General features: G+C 64.4%; 13 protein-coding genes and 1 pseudogene. 8 read left to right on the plus strand and 6 right to left on the minus strand.

From position 1 onward, the window contains the following. The first annotated feature begins 294 nt into the window (after positions 1-294). The 6 genes and pseudogenes from HQ394_RS09210 to HQ394_RS09235 all read left to right on the plus strand — a co-directional run bounded on the left by HQ394_RS09210 (position 295) and on the right by HQ394_RS09235 (position 6,917). Complete coding sequence (locus tag HQ394_RS09210; RefSeq protein WP_190262994.1) at positions 295-1,887, plus strand: FAD-dependent oxidoreductase; 1,593 nt, start codon at positions 295-297, stop codon at positions 1,885-1,887. 85 nt (positions 1,888-1,972) lie between these two features. Then, positions 1,973-3,334, plus strand: a complete 1,362-nt coding sequence (locus tag HQ394_RS09215) for an IS1182 family transposase (RefSeq protein ID WP_190260069.1) — start codon at positions 1,973-1,975, stop codon at positions 3,332-3,334. 85 nt (positions 3,335-3,419) lie between these two features. Further along, positions 3,420-4,769 (plus strand): annotated as a pseudogene (locus tag HQ394_RS09220) (transposase); the annotation flags it as partial. A gap of 326 nt (positions 4,770-5,095) precedes the next feature. Beyond that, positions 5,096-5,494 carry a DoxX family protein gene (locus tag HQ394_RS09225; RefSeq protein WP_190262995.1) on the plus strand — a complete coding sequence of 133 codons (399 nt, stop codon included), beginning with the start codon at positions 5,096-5,098 and terminating at the stop codon, positions 5,492-5,494. A 31-nt stretch (positions 5,495-5,525) separates the two neighbouring features. Then, positions 5,526-5,990, plus strand: coding sequence for a cupin domain-containing protein (locus tag HQ394_RS09230; RefSeq protein ID WP_190262996.1), 465 nt, complete (start codon positions 5,526-5,528; stop codon positions 5,988-5,990). Between the two features lie 21 nt (positions 5,991-6,011). Continuing rightward, the gene (locus tag HQ394_RS09235; protein ID WP_190262997.1) at positions 6,012-6,917 is read left to right on the plus strand and encodes an SMP-30/gluconolactonase/LRE family protein; all 906 of its coding nucleotides are present in this window, start codon (positions 6,012-6,014) and stop codon (positions 6,915-6,917) included. Between the two features lie 93 nt (positions 6,918-7,010). Here HQ394_RS09235 and HQ394_RS09240 read toward each other — a convergent pair whose 3' ends face one another. Further along, positions 7,011-8,105 carry an OmpA family protein gene (locus tag HQ394_RS09240; RefSeq protein WP_456151508.1) on the minus strand — a complete coding sequence of 365 codons (1,095 nt, stop codon included), beginning with the start codon at positions 8,103-8,105 and terminating at the stop codon, positions 7,011-7,013. 336 nt (positions 8,106-8,441) lie between these two features. Between HQ394_RS09240 and HQ394_RS09245 the strand changes: the two genes are divergently transcribed. Further along, positions 8,442-9,122 carry an MOSC domain-containing protein gene (locus HQ394_RS09245; RefSeq protein ID WP_190262999.1) on the plus strand — a complete coding sequence of 227 codons (681 nt, stop codon included), beginning with the start codon at positions 8,442-8,444 and terminating at the stop codon, positions 9,120-9,122. A gap of 57 nt (positions 9,123-9,179) precedes the next feature. On the opposite strand, the gene HQ394_RS20455 is transcribed toward HQ394_RS09245, so the two are convergent. The 5 genes from HQ394_RS20455 to HQ394_RS09265 form a co-directional block, all read right to left on the minus strand. Continuing rightward, positions 9,180-9,302, minus strand: coding sequence for a hypothetical protein (locus HQ394_RS20455; protein WP_263053780.1), 123 nt, complete (start codon positions 9,300-9,302; stop codon positions 9,180-9,182). Positions 9,303-9,342: 40 nt separating this feature from the next. Next, positions 9,343-9,990, minus strand: a complete 648-nt coding sequence (locus HQ394_RS09250) for a PqiC family protein (protein ID WP_190263000.1) — start codon at positions 9,988-9,990, stop codon at positions 9,343-9,345. Between the two features lie 191 nt (positions 9,991-10,181). Continuing rightward, positions 10,182-11,036 (minus strand): MlaD family protein, encoded by an 855-nt coding sequence (locus HQ394_RS09255; RefSeq protein WP_190263001.1) that lies wholly within the window; start codon positions 11,034-11,036, stop codon positions 10,182-10,184. After that, complete coding sequence (locus HQ394_RS09260; RefSeq protein ID WP_190263002.1) at positions 11,036-11,881, minus strand: ABC transporter ATP-binding protein; 846 nt, start codon at positions 11,879-11,881, stop codon at positions 11,036-11,038. Before HQ394_RS09260 ends, HQ394_RS09255 begins: the two co-directional genes overlap by 1 nt. Before the next feature lie 10 nt (positions 11,882-11,891). Further along, on the minus strand, positions 11,892-13,058 hold the full coding sequence (locus tag HQ394_RS09265; RefSeq protein ID WP_223291984.1) for an ABC transporter permease: 1,167 nt from the start codon (positions 13,056-13,058) through the stop codon (positions 11,892-11,894). Between the two features lie 603 nt (positions 13,059-13,661). Between HQ394_RS09265 and HQ394_RS09270 the strand changes: the two genes are divergently transcribed. Next, positions 13,662-15,308, plus strand: coding sequence for an NAD-dependent malic enzyme (locus tag HQ394_RS09270; protein WP_190263004.1), 1,647 nt, complete (start codon positions 13,662-13,664; stop codon positions 15,306-15,308). The last annotated feature ends 6 nt before the right edge of the window (positions 15,309-15,314 follow it).

The following is a 15,314-nucleotide window of genomic DNA, read 5'->3' on the forward strand; positions in this document are numbered from 1 at the left end:
CGCGATCCCCGCTGCCCTGGCCATTCGCACGTGTGCGTCCGCCGCTAGCATCCGGCGAGGTCGCATCCGCCGATCGGTCCGTTGATACCGAAGACGGATGTTAGTGAAAGGGCGAGAAGAGACAAAGGAAAATAGACATACTGGCGCCAAGGGGCAGCAAAGACGCGGGCGAACGGCAGCGGCGTTGATTCCCCTTGAGTTTATGGTTTCTCAGCAGAGGCTGACCTTGCCGTGGCGACGATACTGCGGCGATGAGGATCTGATGCACCCTGCAGGTCGGAGGAATTTGGACCGATGGCGACGAGTGCGATGCGGAAGGTGCTCATCATCGGCGGCGGCTTCGGCGGCGTGTTCACTGCCCGGCACCTGCAGCGCCAGGCGCGCGGCCGCATCGCCGTTGAACTGATCAGCCGGAATAACTTCTTCGTTTTCCAGCCCCTGCTGCCCGAGGTCGCCGGCGGCGGCATCCACCCCGCGGACGCGGTGGTGCCGCTCAGGCTGTTCCTGCCGGGAGTGACGGTACGCGTTGCCGAGGTGCGGACGGTCGACCTGGCGAAGAAGACCGTCCACGTGGCCGCCGGCCGCGGTGGGGAGATCGATCAACTCGCCTACGATCACTTGGTGATCGCGCTGGGCCAGGTGGTGGATCTGTCGCGCACCCCCGGTCTGGCCGAGCGCGCCCTGGTGATGAAGGATGTGACCGACGCCTTCCATATCCGCAATCACGTGCTGGGATGTCTGGAGGAGGCGGCGACCACGATGGACCCCCGCCGCAGGACAAGCCTTCTCACCTTTGCCGTCATCGGCGGCGGCTTCACCGGCGTCGAAACCGTGGGCGAAGTGCAGGATCTGATCCGCAAAGCGTTGCCTTTCTACAGCTCCGTGCGGGCCGCGGACATCCGCATCGTCCTCCTCCAACATGCGGCACGCATTCTCCCCGAACTGCCGGAGCATCTCGCCGCCTACGCGGCGGACAGACTACGCCGACGAGGGGTGGAGATCCTGGTGAAGACGGGGGTCAAGGCGGTGGACCTTGAGCGCATCGAGACGGATAGCGGCCAGACGATCGATGCCGGGACGATCATTGCCGCCATGGGCAACGCGCCGTCGCCGCTGGTGCAACGACTGCCACTGCCACGCGAGCACGGCCAGATCCTCGTCGATCGACATTTGCGCGTCCGTGACAACGACCACGTCTGGGCGCTCGGCGACAACGCCCGCATTCCGCTTGACGATGCCGACGACGCCAGCGCGGCACATGCGCCAGCGCTGGCCCAGTTTGCCTATCAGGAAGCGAAAGTGCTGGCGGCCAACATCCTCGCCTGCATCGACGGCCGGCCGCTGACGCCCTTCGTTTATCGTTCGCTCGGCACCATGGCCTCCCTCGGTGGCCGCCAGGGCGTCGCCGAGGTACTGGGGATGAAGTTCAGCGGCTTCCTCGCCTGGCTGGCGTGGCGGTTGTTTTATCTCAGCCTGATCCCGGGGCTGTCGACCCGCGTCCGCATCGCCACCGACTGGCTGCTCGATCTCATCGTCAGCCGTAGCATCGTCGAGATCCGCGCCGGCAGCACCCCGTCAGGCTTCGTGCGGTATTTCGCCGGCGATGTGGTGGTGGAACCGGGGGTGGAACCGGGCGGGGTTTACGTCGTGGTTTCGGGTCAGTTCCGCATCGATGCGCCTGACGACCCGGCGACGCCGCCGCGCGTGCTCGCGGCCGGAAGCTGGTTCGGCAACCGTTTTCGCGACCAGGAGTTGGCGACAAACGAACAGGCGCGCGCCGACACCGACGCTGTCGCCTATTTCGTCGCCCAGGAAGACCTGGCGCGCCTTGCCACCGTCCGCGCGCTGCTCGACGATCACCATGCGCCGGCGCCAATCGGCCTCTAGCAGCCTGTCGGACTTAACGCGAGGCGGAGCTGTGGGTTATAGAATCCGGGCATGGATTCACGCCCCCGGCCCGGACCTCTTCGGCATGAGCAACTTCCGCCCGATCGACCGCGACAGCGGATTTCTGATGCCGCCGTCGGTGGACGAGTGGCTTCCGCAGCGGCACTTGGCGCGGTTCGTGGTGGAGGTGATCGCGGGGCTGGATCTGCGGCCGATGACCGGCAGCTACCGTGGCTCTGGGGAAGCGTCCTACCACCCCAGCCTTCTGCTGGGCATTCTGATCTACGGCTACGCCACCGGGGTGTTCTCCAGCCGCAAGCTGGAGCGGGCGACCTATGACAGCGTGGCGTTCCGCTTCATCGCGGCGAACGATCATCCGGACCATGACACCATCGCCGCGTTCCGCCGACGCTTTCTGCCGCAGATCGAGAAGCTGTTCGTCCAGGTGCTGGTGCTCGCGCGCGAGATGGGCGTGCTGAAGCTGGGAACGGTCGGGCTCGACGGGACCAAGGTCCACGCCAATGCCAGCCGGCACAGCGCGCTGTCCTATGACCATGCGGGCAAGCTGGAGGCCCAACTGCAGGCCGAAGTGGCCGATCTCATGGCCAAGGCAGAAGCGGCGGACCAGGTGGACATCGCTGACGGCATGTCGATCCCCGACGAACTGGCGCGACGTGAGGAACGGTTGTCCAGGCTCGCCGAGGCCCGGGCGAAGATCGAGGCCCGCGCGAAGGAACGCTTCGAACGGGAGCAGGCAGACCATCAGGCGAAACTCGCAGCACGGGACGCCAAGGCAGCGGCCACCGGCAAGAAGCCCACGGGCCGTGAGCCGAAGCCGCCGGTGGCGACGCCGCTGCCCACGGATCAGATCAATCTGACCGACGAGGAAAGCCGCATCATGGCGGTGGCGGGCGGCGGTTTTGAGCAGTGCTACAATGCGCAGGCGGCGGTGGCGGCGGGCAGTCTGCTGGTGGTGGTCGCCGACGTGGTGCAGGCGCCCAACGACAAGCAGCAGCTTACACCCATGCTGGACAAGATCGGCACTCTGCCGGACGTGCTCGGCAGGCCGGACATGCTGTTGGCGGACAATGGCTACTTCAGCGAGGCGAATGTGCAGGCCTGTGTGGCCGGCGGGATCGAACCGCTGATCGCACTTGGTCGCGAGGCGCATCATCTCAGCCTGCAAGAGCGCTTCGCTGCGGCGCCACCGGCGCCCGAAGACCCCACCCCGGTTCAGGCGATGGCGTATCGGCTGCGCACGCCGCAGGGCCGCGCGCTCTACGCCCTGCGCAAGCAGACGCCCGAGCCAGTGTTTGGCATCATCAAGTCCGTGCTGGGGTTCCGGCAGTTCCTGCTGCGCGGGCTCAATGCCGCCCGTGGCGAGTGGAGGCTTGTGACCATGGCATGGAACCTGAAGCGGATGTTCGCCCTCAGCCGCGCCGTCTAGCAGCCTGTCGGACTTAACGCGAGGCGGAGCTGTGGGTTATAGAATCCGGGCATGGATTCACGCCCCCGGCCCGGACCTCTTCGGCATGAGCAACTTCCGCCCGATCGACCGCGACAGCGGATTTCTGATGCCGCCGTCGGTGGACGAGTGGCTTCCGCAGCGGCACTTGGCGCGGTTCGTGGTGGAGGTGATCGCGGGGCTGGATCTGCGGCCGATGACCGGCAGCTACCGTGGCTCTGGGGAAGCGTCCTACCACCCCAGCCTTCTGCTGGGCATTCTGATCTACGGCTACGCCACCGGGGTGTTCTCCAGCCGCAAGCTGGAGCGGGCGACCTATGACAGCGTGGCGTTCCGCTTCATCGCGGCGAACGATCATCCGGACCATGACACCATCGCCGCGTTCCGCCGACGCTTTCTGCCGCAGATCGAGAAGCTGTTCGTCCAGGTGCTGGTGCTCGCGCGCGAGATGGGCGTGCTGAAGCTGGGAACGGTCGGGCTCGACGGGACCAAGGTCCACGCCAATGCCAGCCGGCACAGCGCGCTGTCCTATGACCATGCGGGCAAGCTGGAGGCCCAACTGCAGGCCGAAGTGGCCGATCTCATGGCCAAGGCAGAAGCGGCGGACCAGGTGGACATCGCTGACGGCATGTCGATNCCCCGACGAATTGGCGCGACGTGAGGAACGGTTGTCCAGGCTCGCCGAGGCCCGGGCGAAGATCGAGGCCCGCGCGAAGGAACGCTTCGAACGGGAGCAGGCAGACCATCAGGCGAAACTCGCAGCACGGGACGCCAAGGCAGCGGCCACCGGCAAGAAGCCCACGGGNNCCGTGAGCCGAAGCCGCCGGTGGCGACGCCGCTGCCCACGGATCAGATCAATCTGACCGACGAGGAAAGCCGCATCATGGCGGTGGCGGGCGGCGGTTTTGAGCAGTGCTACAATGCGCAGGCGGCGGTGGCGGCGGGCAGTCTGCTGGTGGTGGTCGCCGACGTGGTGCAGGCGCCCAACGACAAGCAGCAGCTTACACCCATGCTGGACAAGATCGGCACTCTGCCGGACGTGCTCGGCAGGCCGGACATGCTGTTGGCGGACAATGGCTACTTCAGCGAGGCGAATGTGCAGGCCTGTGTGGCCGGCGGGATCGAACCGCTGATCGCACTTGGTCGCGAGGCGCATCATCTCAGCCTGCAAGAGCGCTTCGCTGCGGCGCCACCGGCGCCCGAAGACCCCACCCCGGTTCAGGCGATGGCGTATCGGCTGCGCACGCCGCAGGGCCGCGCGCTCTACGCCCTGCGCAAGCAGACGCCCGAGCCAGTGTTTGGCATCATCAAGTCCGTGCTGGGGTTCCGGCAGTTCCTGCTGCGCGGGCTCAATGCCGCCCGTGGCGAGTGGAGGCTTGTGACCATGGCATGGAACCTGAAGCGGATGTTCGCCCTCAGCCGCGCCGTCCAGCCTGCGCGGCCAGTTCCGCAGGCGCGCCAGCGCGACCGCACCGCCCAAAATGGCGCTGACAGAGGCGCCGACGCACCGATCCCTACGCAGGTCCGGCGACGCCCGAGACGCAAGTCCGACAGGCTGCTAGCCTGCGCGGCCAGTTCCGCAGGCGCGCCAGCGCGACCGCACCGCCCAAAATGGCGCTGACAGAGGCGCCGACGCACCGATCCCTACGCAGGTCCGGCGACGCCCGAGACGCAAGTCCGACAGGCTGCTAGGCCACCGCGTCGCCGGCGCAGCAAGGCTGGCAATGGGAGAAGGGAGCGTCCATGGATTGGCTGATCACCGAGGGACTCCCGTTGCTGGCCAGGGTCTCGCTCGTCATCCTCTTTCCTTTCAGCGCCCTGGACAAGATCGTCAACTGGTCGAGTGCGCTGGCCCAGGCCAAGTCCAGCTTCCTGCCGGGTGGACCGGTGTTGCTGCTGCTGGCGATACTGGTGGAGGTGGTGACGCCGATCTGTATCGTCACCGGCTGGCAGGACCGGCCGGCGGCGTTCGTGCTCGCCGGCTTTTGCGTCATCACCGCCATTCTCTACCACCGCTTCTGGCTTTATCCGCGCTTCTTCTTCGCCGACAGCGAAGGCCGCCCACACCTGTGGGACTTCCTCAAAAATTTCGGCCTCGCCGGCGGCCTGCTGCTGATTGTTCTCGGCAGCGGTGCCCCTTGAGGATCGCGACAGCAGGATGAAGGAGGCAACGATGGTTGCTATCGACTCTGTTCAACCGCCGCGCATGCCCTACTGGCATGTCTGGACCGACGAAGCTGGGGCGACGCACCAAAGCCACTGCGAGCTATCCGCCTTCCGACTGGAAAGCATGGGCGGCAAGGCAGCGGCGCAGTGGAACGACCGGCTGTTGACCGCGGCCAGCTCGGTACTCTTCAGTGTGCTCCCCGTCGGCTGGGTGGGTGACTGGCACGAAAACCCGAAGCCGCAATGGATCGTCCCCCTCGCCGGTGTCTGGTTCGTTGAAACCACTGACGGCACCCGGGTGGAGATGGGGCCGGGCGAGATCTCCTTCGGCGGCGATCAGCGGGCGCGACCAGACAAAAATGGCTGCGTCGGCCACCGGTCGGGAACCGTCGGCGATGTGCCAGCGGTGTTGATGGTGGTACAACTGGAGGACGACAGGTTCATCGGCGCCCGTCCTGGCGCCTTCAGCTAACCCCAGCCGGGCAGGCCTGCGATGCAGGGGTTCGACGTGGTCGATCGGCGCTTCAAGCGCTTCGTCCTCTTTAATGCGTCCTTGGAGACGCTGGCTGGCGGCTTTCGCTGGCTGGAAGGGCCGGTATGGTTCGCCGATCACCAGTGTCTGCTGTTCAGCGACATTCCCAACGATCGCATCCTGCGCTGGAGCGAGGCAGGCGGGGTGCAAGTTTTCCGGCAGCCGGCAGGGTTTCCCAATGGCCAGACCCGCGACCGCGAGGGCCGGTTGATCACCTGCCTGCATCGCCAGCGTGCCGTGGTCCGCACCGAGATCGACGGCACGATCACCGTCCTCGCCGACCGTTTCGCCGGCATGCGGCTGAACTCACCCAATGACGTGGTGGTCAAAGCGGATGGCAGCATCTGGTTTTCCGACCCGCCCTACGGCATCCAGACCGATTACGAAGGCGGCAAGCAGGAGTCGCAACAGCCTTCGCGCGTCTACCGCCTGGATCCACGCTCGGGCGCGATGACGGTAGTCGCCGACGATTTCGATGGCCCCAACGGACTGTGCTTCTCGCCCGACGAGCGGCGCCTGTATATCGCTGATACCGGTCTGCAGTTCGCCGACTCGCCGCGGCAACACATCCGGGTGTTCGATGTGGAGGGATCCGGTGCCCGCCTGCGCAACGGGCGGATTTTTCACCAGGTGAGCCCCGGCAACGCCGACGGCTTTCGCTGCGACGAAGAGGGGAACGTGTGGACGAGTGCCGACGACGGCGTCCACTGCATCGATCCCGCGGGCGACCTGCTGGGCAGGATCCTGGTCCCGGCGAAGGTGGGCAACCTGACCTTCGGCGACCGGTGGCGCAGCCGCTTGTTCATCTGTGCCTCACAGACGCTCTACGCCATCTACGTCAATCAGCGCGGCGCGCAGCGACCGTGATCAGGCGCCGAAAAACAAAGCGGCCGGTACTGGGATAGCCCAGTACCGGCCGCCAAGCTCAGGTCAAGTCACGAACGTTGGTTCGTGCAGTCCTTAGAAGCGGTAGAGTGCGCCAACACCAGTGTTGACCACGCCACCCCAGAAGACCTCGTTGCGAACGTTGTAGTCGTAGGCGACCTTGCCGTAGAGGCCGAAGTTGCGAGTGAGGTCATAGCTCAAGCCAACTTCCGGACCGGTGATCGCACCGTCCTGGACGCCCGCAAAGCCGGTGTAGCCACCGAACCAACCGACGTACGGATGAACCTTGTCGAAGTTCATCTGATAGGCAACACCACCGACCGCACGATAGCCCCAGCCATCGTTGGCGGAGGTGCCGAGGGTGTTGAAGCCGACGCCATCAACGAACAGCTTGACCTGCGGGATCGGCAGGTAGTCAATCCGGATGTCCGGGCCGAGCAGGCTGGCCGACTTGCTGTTCGGGCTATCGGTCTCGCGGAGGTTGTAGCCATACCACGGGCCGAATTCGACCGCCCACTTCAGCGGCGGCGGCGGCGGCGGCGGCGGAGCCTTGGCCTGAACCGGCGGCGGGGAGCTGGCGGTGCGGGCGGGCGCGGGAAATCNGATTTCCGCGCGGCGGTTCTGCGCCTCGCGGACGTTGTCCTTGGTCGGCACCAGCAGATCGCTCTGACCGCGACCATAGGCAGTGATCACGCCTGCGGGAACGCCAAGACGGATCAGTTCCTTCTTCACCGTGTCGGCGCGACGCTCGGACAGGCCCTGGTTATAGACCGGGGAGCCCGAGGTGTCGGTGTGGCCGACGACGGTCAGCTTCACCTGACCGGACTTCTTGAACGCGTCGGCGGCCTGGGCGACGACGCGCTGGGCCTCGGCAGTCAGGTTGTATTTATCCCAGTCAAAGAAGACCAGGAACTTCTGCATGTTTTGCTGCTGCGCGGGGCTTGCGGCCACCGGTGCCACCGGTGCCGGCATCGCCGGCTTCGGCGCCGTCTGCGCCGCGAAAGCCGCAGGAGCCGTCAGGGCCAGGATCGAGCCCGCGACCAGTAGGGTCCTCATACTTACCTCCTCAAAGGATAATATCCCGACGTTCCGCTGAGCGGTTAACCACCCATATACTCTCGCAAACGGGGAAGTGTGCCGCCATTCGCTCGGAAAGATCGCCATCTTCATGCATTCCGAACCAGTTGTGGCACATTTGCGACATGGATTGGAGCGGTCAGGTGAAGCCGAATTGGGTACCGCATGGGATCGTTATCCACCGGAGCCAACCCGACGCCTCTCTCTTGCAGTCCATCAGGGGCTGTCTAATCACGATCGCATTTACCACATTTCGCCTATCGGTGCACAAGGCAATCGTGTCCTTTTCGGCGTTGGCAACCCTTTGCAACGGCCTGATTGCCCGCATCCTTCTCGCGGTGCGCCTGAAATATCACACATGAATATCACAGCCGGGCACCACACCATGCCGTCGATAAGCGGTTAAATTCTACCACACCGGGAGCAACCATGTCCGATGCGCATCGTTGTCACGACCAGCATGACCTCGTTTTTTCGTTGCAGGTGGGGCAGATTTTACCCCTTGGGCCCGACGGCGTCCCCAGCGGCTTCATCAAATCGTCGCTTGCAGGACCGGTTTGCGTCACCCCGCTCGGCCTCGCCGGAGATGCGCAGGCCGACCTGAGCGTACACGGCGGGCCGGAAAAGGCGGTCTACGGCTACGGGCTTGCCGCCTATGCCCTCTGGCAGGAAGCCTTTCCCGAACACGCGTCGCTACTGCGTCCGGGCGCCTTCGGTGAAAACCTGACGATCAAAGGTCCGACCGAGGAGACCACGTGTCTCGGCGACGTCGTGCACATCGGCACTGCGNNACTGCAGGTCTGTCAGCCGCGCCAGCCGTGCTTCAAGTTGGCGCTCCGTTTCAGCGACAAGCGGATGCCGAAGGCGATGATCCGCAACGGCCGCTCCGGCTGGTACTACCGCGTCCTTACTCCCGGAACGCTCGCCGCCGGCGACCAGGTGCGGCTGGTGGAGCGGCCCAATCCCACTTGGCCGCTTAGTCGCTTCAATGCCTGCCTCGCTGCCAAGACATGGGACGCTGCAGAGGCGCTGGAACTGGCAACGCTGCCGGGTCTGGCGTCGCAGTGGCAGCAGGCAGCACGGGAAGCCTGCCACTCGACCACGACATAGTTGTATCAGCCACCACGAGTCGTCTTTTCCGCCGCCATGGCATGATCGATGCACACATTACGCGAGCATCACCGCCTGCAGCTCCGCAACGCCCGCCTTTGCAGCGAAATCGGCAACCCATACCGACGCATCCGCGGCCAAGGCCGTCTCGCGCGAGGCCAGCGACGACGACGGCTTCAAGCCGCCGGGACCAGCGCCCGAGGGTCCCGATTCGCGGCGCTTATGAGCGAGCGGCGAGCGGCCTGCCGACCGTCTGGCTGGCCTCCAGCGCCGCCGCAATATCCTGGCTGAGCGAGCCGAGGAGTTGGCTCATCGCCGCGGTAATCGCCGCGAAGTCGGTGCCGCTGGCGGCCGTGGTATAGGTGGCCGCGTTGGTGGTGAGGTAGGTACGGCCGCCATCGGCGAACAGCGTCCATTGCGCCACCAAGGTGACGGTGCCGTCGGAGGCTTCCTCGAACTGGGAAATATCCACGTGCACGACCCGATCCACCGGCAGCGCCGCGCTGATCGGGAAGGCGACCACCTTGCTGCTCCTGAGAAGCCGTGCGAGGTTGGCGACGATCACGTTGGTGGCGTTGCTATCCAGCGGGCCAGCCCATTGGCTGTCGCGGGCGACGTAGATCTCGTTTGTCCGCGCCCGGGTTACCAAACCGTTCTGATTGAGGTATTCGGGCAGCCGCACCGTCTGCACCGCGACGATCTGCGAGCCAAAGGACGACAGCCCAGCCTCGGTACCCGCCGTTGGCGTCAACGTGTAGTAGCTGATCGGCGTCGATGGTGCGAACAGCGAGCCACAGCCGGTCAGAGCGGCGAAAATCGCCAGGGCGGCCAACCGACGCAAAGCGGGAAACGACGCACGAGCGATCACTTGCTGTCTCCTGATTTCGCAGCGGGACGACCGACGAGCAACGCGTTCGGATCCCGCTCGATNNCGTGTTCATCAGCGCGCGCGTACCGGGCCGCGCTCGCCACCTCCCGCAAGGTGTTGATCAATTCGTAAGTCAATGGCGCCCCCGGTTCCAGCATCCCNNGTTGACCGTCCCAAGCAGCTTGTCAGCGTTATCCATCGACGTTTGCGCACCGCCGAGCGCGCGGTCGACCTCGCGGATTGTCGACTTGAGCTCTCCCAGTCGCAGATTTGCCTCCGACACCGTCGTCTTGGCNGCCACCCGAAAGCTGCTCGACATTGCCCAGGATCGGCCTCATCCGTGCGTCCAGCGCCGCCACCGCGGTCTTTGCCTCGGCGAGTGTCTGGTTGGCGTTGCCGATCGCCTGCGTCAATTGCGGATCGTTGATCACCTTGTTGGCGCCGGCGAGGAGTTCCCGGCCGTCCTTGATCAGGTCATCCAGCGGCAGTTTCGACAGCTTCTCCATCAGGTCCTGGATGGTGGCGGTGACCTGGGTCATCTCCGACGGCACCGTCGGAATCTCGATGCCCGCCAGGTGCCCCAGCTGAACGTCGGTCGCCGGCAGGTTCGGGAAGAAGTCGATGGTGACGTTTACCTGATTGGTGACGAAGTTGGGCAGCGACTGCTGCGCCCGCAGCCCGCTGTCGATGAAGCGCTTGATGAGTTCACCGGACCCCCGCTTCGCCTCGGCATGGGCGATCTGCTCTGCCGTGCCACCCACCATCTGCATGTTGTCGCCATAGAGGACACCACTGACCGGGATGTAGATCTTCTGGTTGCCGGCGTCGAACTGCAGCTGAATGTCGGTGATCTTGCCGACGCTGACGCCGCGGAAGGTGATTGCCGAGCCCACCTGCAGGCCTTTGACCGAGCCTTCGAAGTACATCACCACCGGCACCGTCGGCTGGAACAGCTTGCCACCGCCGAACAGAATGACGATCGCCATAATCAGACCGATCGCCCCGAGGACGAACGCCCCCACCAGGGTCGGATTGACTTTACGCATCACGAAGCTCCTGCGGAGGAGGAGGGGGAAGACGCGGAGGCGGCTGAGGATGTGGCAGCGGCCGGCAGTGCGACCTCGTTCAAAGTTCCTTCGCGGGTGAGGAACTCGCGCACCATTTCGTCGTTGGTGGTTCGAACCATCTCCTTCGGATCCCCTACCGCGGTCGCGGTTCGCTTGACGTTGTCGAGGAAGACGGAATTGTCGGCAATGGCGAAGATGCTTGGCAGCTCATGGGTGACCATGACGATGGTCGCCCCCAGATCGTCGCGCAGTTGCAGGATCAGGTCATCGAGACGCTTCGAGGTGATCGGATCGAGGCCCGCAGAGGGCTCGTCGAAGTACAGGATCTCCGGATCGAGCGCCATCGCGCGGGCAAGACCAGCTCGTTTCATCATGCCACCTGAGATCGCCGACGGGAAGAAATCCTCGTAGCCAGCGAGCCCCACCAGTGCCAGCTTGGTCGAGACGATTTCGCGAATTTGCCCCGGGGGCAGCGTGGTGTAGGTCTGCAGCGGCAGGGAAACGTTCTCGGCCAGCGTCATTGAGGTGAACAGCGCTCCCGACTGGTAGAGAACACCGGTACGCCTGAGGATGCTTAGCCGGTCCGCCGGCTTGGCATCCCATAGACTCTCGCGACCGTAGTAGACCTTGCCGGCGGCCGGCGTCTGCAGACCGATCAGGTGGCGCAGCAGCGTGCTCTTGCCACAGCCGCTGCCGCCCATGATGACGAAGATGTCGCCGCGCTTGACGGTAAAGTTCAGGTCCTTCTGGACGACGAAACTCCCGAACGCCATTGTCAGCTGCTCGACGGTGATGATCGGTTCGCCGCGGGCTGACTGGGCCATCGTTGCCCTCCTACTGACCCACCGGAAACGGCGGCGCCAGCACGCCGAAGATGCCGTCGCCGACGATGATGGCGACGATCGCCATCACCACCGCCGACGTGGTCGCATCGCCCACCGCCGCGGCGCTGCGGCCGCAGTTGACGCCCTGCATGCAGCCGCTGAGCGCCACCAGCAGCCCGAACACCGCGCTCTTGCACAGGCCGGTGACGAACACCGACAACGGCACCGCGGCGAACAGCTGATTGACGAACTGTTCCGGCGTAATGCCGAGAACCAGCACCGCGATCACCCCGCCACCGAACATCCCCAATAGATTCGCGTAGAGGTAGAGAAGCGGCATCATCAAGATCAACGCCAGCATGCGCGGCAGGACGAGGAAGTCCATCGGCTCCAGGCCCATCGTTCTCAACGCATCAATCTCCTGGTTGACCTGCATTGTACCGATCTGGGCGGCGTAGGCGGCCCCGGTGCGGCCGGCCATGATGATCGCCGTCATCACCGCTCCCACCTCGGCGGCCATCGACATGCCGATCAGATTGGCAACGTAAATCTGGGCGCCGAACATCTGCAGCTGTGCGGCGCCGAGGAAGGCCATGGTCAGGCCCTGCAACAGGCTGAGCAGCGAGACGATCGGCAGTGCATCGACGCCGGCCTGCTCGATGAACAGCCACAGGTCGGAATGGCGAAATCGCGCCGGCCGGCCGGTAAGCAGGCGGCCGAAGCTCATCGCCGCCTCGCCGATGAACGCCATCAGCCGGCCAGTTCCGGCAGCGAAGTCGATCGCCGCTTCGCCGAAGATCGTCACCAGCGATCGACGGGATCGCTTCTCGGCGGCGCCTTCCACCGGCGGTACCGCCGTCGCCAAATCGATCAGTCCGCTCATGCCCTGCGGTAAGCCATCGCGGTCGATGGTGAGTTGCTTGCCCTTGGCGTGGCGGATCACGCCAAGGAGAAACGTCAGCAGCGCGGTGTCCCAGGCGCCCAGCGCCCGGGTATCGAAGGTGACACGACGAACAGCGGGAGCCGCATCGATCTCGCGGATTGCGTCGCTTACGGCTGGCAGTTTGCCGCGCACCGTCCACGCTCCGCCAAGGGCGAGAAGCAGGGTAGCCGCATCGGGGTGGGCGTACTGAACGCCGGCAGCGATTTCTGGCGCGGGTGAATTGTCGTCGACCAAGGCGGAGGTCACCTCAGAGCACGAGTTCGGCAACGCCAAGCGGCGCAGCAGTGAAAGCATTGCATAGCGCGAAACTGCAGCGATGGTAAATGCAGTTCGCGAAACATGACGTCGTTTACCTCATATGGTTGGCGATACCATCATAGATTGTTGACGCGAAACTGCGGCTACTGCGCAAACCTGACAATGTCCGGTCACCGCCACCATTGCCGTCGCCGACTGTCGCAAACACCACAATCCCCATCCATTAACTGGAACCGGTGGTGCATCGAGTACCCGAGAAATTCGCTCCATTTTTGTGCATCACAATATCATCTGTGTGCAGGTGCGGCGCACGCTTCGGTATACGCAATCTGGAATCAGCGCAAGAATGGAAGGAGTTAACCACAGCGGTGACAGCCGCCCGCAGTCACCCGGAGTAGTTGCGACACTTTCGCCACGGCTGATGCCCTCCTCCGGTGGCATAGCCATTGCTTAACGCAACGCAGAGCGGGTGCGCGGATGGGTCCCAAATGGGTCACGCCGCATCCGCCTCACCGTTAGCGCCTGCATAAAGGCGGCCGCTAGCGGTTGCCCTCTTAAGTCCAATGATTGAGGAGCCTCATGCTTGACGCTGGACTGAACCGGCCGGCGCGGAACGGCGCGGAAATTCTGCGCGATCCACGGCTGAACAAGATTTCTGCCTTCAGCGAAGACGAGCGAGAGCAGCTTGGCCTCCTCGGACTGGTTCCTGAAGGAATCGACAGCGAAGATCAACAGATTGCGCGCGTTCGGATGCAGCTTTCGCGCAAGACGTCAGCGCTTGGTAAGTACATTTACCTTACGTCTTTGTTGGACAACAACGAGACGCTGTTTTTCCGTGTGCTGATGTCCGATCCGGCCGCCTATATGCCGATCGTCTATACTCCCACCGTCGGTGAAGCCTGCCAGAAGTTTGGCCACATCCTGCGTCGCCCGCGCGGCCTTTACCTTTCCGCCAACCGTCGNGGGCGCATTCGCGACATCCTCCGCAACTGGCCTGAGCCGGATGTTCGCTTCATCGTCGTCACCGATGGCGAGCGCATCCTTGGTCTGGGCGATCTCGGTGCCAATGGCATGGGGATCCCGATCGGCAAGCTCGCCCTTTACACCGCCTGTGCCGGCGTGCCACCGCAGGTCACGCTGCCGATCGTCCTTGACGTGGGAACCAACAATCAAGAGTTGCTGGACGATCCGCTTTACCTTGGCCTGCGCCAGCCGCGGCTGCGCGGCGCCGAATATGACGAGATGATCGAAGAGTTCGTCATGGCGGTGCAAGACGTTTTTCCGCGCTGCTGTATCCAGTTCGAGGACTTCGCCAACATCAACTCGATTCCCATCCTCGCCCGCTATCGCGATCGGGTGTGCTGCTACAACGATGATATCCAGGGAACGGCAGCCGTCGCCGTCGCCGGCATCTTCGGCGCCCTGCGCATCCTCGATGCGAAGATGGCCGAGCAAACCTTCCTGTTCCTTGGCGCCGGCTCGGCCGGAACCGGCATCGCCGACCTTCTGGTCAAGACGATGATGCAGGAGGGCGTGTCGGAGGCGGAGGCGCGCCAGCGCTGCTGGTTCGTCGACAGCAAAGGCCTCGTCGTCGCCAGCCGCACTGAGCTCGCCGACTTCAAAAAGCCCTACGCCCACGAACATCCGCCGGTGCCAGACTTCCTGCAGGCGATCGAGGAGCTGCGGCCGACGGCAATCATCGGCGTCAGCACCATCGCCAAGGCGTTCAATCAGGATGTCATCGAGGCGATGGCGCGGATCAACGAGCGGCCGATCGTCTTCCCGTATTCGAACCCCACCTCGCGCTCCGAGTGCACGGCGGAAGAGGCCTACACTTGGTCGGACGGCAGGGCGATCTTCGCCGCCGGCAGTCCCTTCGCGCCGGTAGAGCTCAACGGCCAAACGCTGGTGCCGGGTCAGGGCAACAACGTCTACATCTTTCCCGCTGTCGGCATGGCGGTCTATGCCACCGAGGCGGAACGGGTCACCGATGAGATGTTCATCGTTGCCGCCCGGGCGGTGGCTGAGCAGGTCTCGGCGGAAACGCTGGCAACCGGACTGATCTACCCGCCGATGGCCGATATCCTCAAGTCCTCGCTGCAAGTGGCGAAGCGAGTCGCCGACTACATCTTCGACGTCGAACTGGCCCGCATCGAGCGCCCGGCCAACGTCGACGAACTGATCGAGGCGAGCGTCTATCAGCCACGCTACCGCAGCCTGATCTGACCTCGC

The organism is Defluviicoccus vanus (assembly GCF_014672695.1).
GTDB lineage: Bacteria > Pseudomonadota > Alphaproteobacteria > Rhodospirillales > Defluviicoccaceae > Defluviicoccus > Defluviicoccus vanus.

What these genes read in the sequence shown, in the direction of transcription:
- HQ394_RS09225 (WP_190262995.1), top strand. Translation starts at nt 5,096, where the DNA reads ATGGATTGGCTGATCACCGAGGGACTCCCGTTGCTGGCCAGGGTCTCG.
- HQ394_RS09210 (WP_190262994.1), top strand. Translation starts at nt 295, where the DNA reads ATGGCGACGAGTGCGATGCGGAAGGTGCTCATCATCGGCGGCGGCTTC.
- HQ394_RS09215 (WP_190260069.1), top strand. Translation starts at nt 1,973, where the DNA reads ATGAGCAACTTCCGCCCGATCGACCGCGACAGCGGATTTCTGATGCCG.
- HQ394_RS09260 (WP_190263002.1), bottom strand. Translation starts at nt 11,881, where the DNA reads ATGGCCCAGTCAGCCCGCGGCGAACCGATCATCACCGTCGAGCAGCTG.
- HQ394_RS09235 (WP_190262997.1), top strand. Translation starts at nt 6,012, where the DNA reads ATGCAGGGGTTCGACGTGGTCGATCGGCGCTTCAAGCGCTTCGTCCTC.
- HQ394_RS09230 (WP_190262996.1), top strand. Translation starts at nt 5,526, where the DNA reads ATGGTTGCTATCGACTCTGTTCAACCGCCGCGCATGCCCTACTGGCAT.